Genomic DNA, 2,655 nt, shown 5'->3' with positions numbered 1-2,655 from the left:
GTTCCATCCTCCCCTCCCCGATCATCTTGATTTGCCGATAAAGTTGATCAGATCGGGTGGAGCCCTAAAAGTTCCACGCATTTGTTATCTTTATAACTCATATAGTTATAAGATCTTACCTATGAGCCCTCTATAGGGTCCGCCGAGTGGAAGGCAATATCGTCTACCGAGTCGCCCGAATCATCGAAATTCTGATCCGTTATGAACTCACTGTCGCTGTAGATGAACGAAGCCAAGAAATCGTGATCATCCGTTGGTTGGTAATGGGCACCGATTCGGGCAGAATCCTGCTTGTTCTCCTGGCGGAAGCTCGGGTCGAGCCCGTTCAGGGTGATATCGACGTCGCCGGCTTCCTGCTCGCTGCGCCGTAGCTCCGCTTGCAGACTCAGTTCGGGCGTCACCGTCACCTGGCCGAACGCGTTGTAGACATCGTTCTCGAGGTCGTTGTTCGGACGAAAACCGTCGGTTTCGTAGTGGAATTGTCCTACGCTGCCTGAGAATTGGCCGTGGATGCCGGATACGACGAAGTTATCGGCTACCGTGTCGTTGTTCCCGACGAGGACATTGGTTTGCAGCCCGATACCGTTGCGGGTGAATAGCGGATTATATTCATAATACGACAGGCTAGATGGGCCGGCGCCTTGCAGGATCGCCAGATTCGCGACCGCGAGCTCCGGTTGCAGCGGCGTGATGTTGAGCGGCTGCAGCAACTGCGATTGAAGGAGCTCGCTGACACGAGCGATCTCGTGGCGTTGTAGTGTGCTGTATGAATCGGCAAGAAAGCGATGCGCCGAAAAGCTACTCGGATCGGCGGTGACCGATTTCCACGCCTCGACCCGCGCTCGCTGCTGAAATCCGAGGTCATCGTAGATCCTTGCGAGGTTGGCGCTACGCGCTGCGAGGTCCTCATCGAGCAAGAGCTTCGATCGATACACCGCGCGGTTGTCGTTTAGCTCAATAGCCCGTTGCAAGTCGTGCAGGGCCTCCACCGGCCGATTGGTGGTCTGCTTTTCGATGGCGTCGTAAAACCAGGGTGTCGGATCCTTGGGATCGAGAAGCTTCGCTTGCTCATACTCGCTCGATGCGAGACCGTCGCGTTTCTGCTCGTAGTAGGCCTTGCCGAGGTAGCTGCGGATCAGCGAGTTGTTGGGGTCTAGGGAGGCGGCGGTCTCGATCTCGCGGGTGCCCTCGTCCAGATCTCCGTCCCGGATCTTCGCGAGCCCCATCCCGAGGCGCGGCAAGGGATCGGCGGGGTCGCCCTGGATGGCGCGCTCGAAGGCCGTCTTGGCCTTAGCAACCTCGATGCGGGTCAGATAGGCGAAGCCCAGCACGGTCTGGGTGCGGGCCAGGGCGGGGCTCAGGGTCTCGGCCTTCTTCGCGGCTTCGAGGGCGGCATCGAGATCGCCCCGTGACAGCTCGAGCTCGGACACGCGTGCCCAGAGGAGCGCGTCCTCGAGCGCCAACTCCACCGCGCGCCGGGCATGTTCCAGGGCCTTTTCGATCTCGAAGCGGCCCTGATGGGCATAGGACAGCGCGGCCTGGGGAAGGGGGGAGTCGGGGTCTAAGCCGGACCCGGTCTCGGCCAGGCGCAAGGCCTCGTCCTTCCGGTCGCGCACCAAGGCGATGACCGAGCGCAGGGCGGCCGCCCCGCCCGACTTGGGGCCGGCCCGCTCGGCCTCGGCGAGATCGGCCTCGGCCTTCGCGACCCGGCCGACGCTCAACAGCAACCCGGCCCGCAGCAGAAGATAATGCCCGTCGCGGTCCCGCGTCGGAACTCGCTCCAATGCGGCGAAGGCCGCGGGGAGATCGTTGGCTCGATAGGCGGATAATGCCGCCCGCAACGCCGGCGGATACGACTCGGGCCGCGGATCGACGAGTGGCGGGTAGTACAAGGCCCATTCAACCGCCTCGCGTGGTTTCACCACCACGCGCCGTTCTGGGGCCTGACCCGGACGGGCCAGCGCCCCCTCCCCGCTCCGGACCTGCAATTGGCCCTGGGGATTCGAAACTCGGACCTGCCCTTCGAACACCCACAGCGCGGCCTCGGACTTCGAGACCCCCAGCAGGAACTCCGTGCCTTCGACATAAGCCCTGGCGATGGGCGTCTCGATCGTCAGGGCCTGCGGGTCTCGGCTCAGGACATGCACCACGCCCTCGATGAGCTTCAATAGGAATGACTTCTCGGGCTCGGGGAGTGGAAATATGAGCGTCGTCCCTTCGTCCAGGCGGATCGGGGTCCCCGCCTCATTGGCGAGCTGAACGGCGGCGCGCCCGAGTGCCCCGACACGCACGCGGTCTCCGGGGCAGACGGTATCGTCGAGGCCCGCCGCCTGCGCGCGTGGTGCGCCAGAGCGCTCGACCACGACCGGCCCCTGTACGGAAATGATCCTGGCCACCCAAGGCTCGCAGCCCTGGGCACGTACCCCGCTAGCGGTGCTAAGGAGCGCGATCAAGACCGCTCCCGATAGCCCGCGGCCCCCGTCGATGCGCACAATGCCCATCCCCCTTCAGCATGGCGTCTAGTGAGTTATGGGAGCCTCTAAAAATTGTGGTGAAAGCCTATACTGCCGCGGCATGTTACAAGGGATTTCACTATCCAGGCCGATTTTGGAGCAGCATCAGGGATCTAGATCGGCCTTTTTGAGGGGATCATCC

The 2,655-nt window shown here is 62.5% G+C and carries 1 protein-coding gene; it reads right to left on the bottom strand.

Translation table 11 applies throughout. From position 1 onward, the window contains the following. Positions 1-119: 119 nt before the first annotated feature. Positions 120-2,453, bottom strand: a complete 2,334-nt coding sequence (locus M3461_16695) for a FecR domain-containing protein (protein MDQ3775865.1) — start codon at positions 2,451-2,453, stop codon at positions 120-122. Positions 2,454-2,655 lie beyond the last annotated feature (202 nt).

This window comes from Pseudomonadota bacterium (assembly GCA_030860485.1).
In the GTDB taxonomy this organism is placed as follows: domain Bacteria; phylum Pseudomonadota; class Gammaproteobacteria; order JACCXJ01; family JACCXJ01; genus JACCXJ01.
This window is presented reverse-complemented; position numbering and strand designations above follow the sequence as displayed.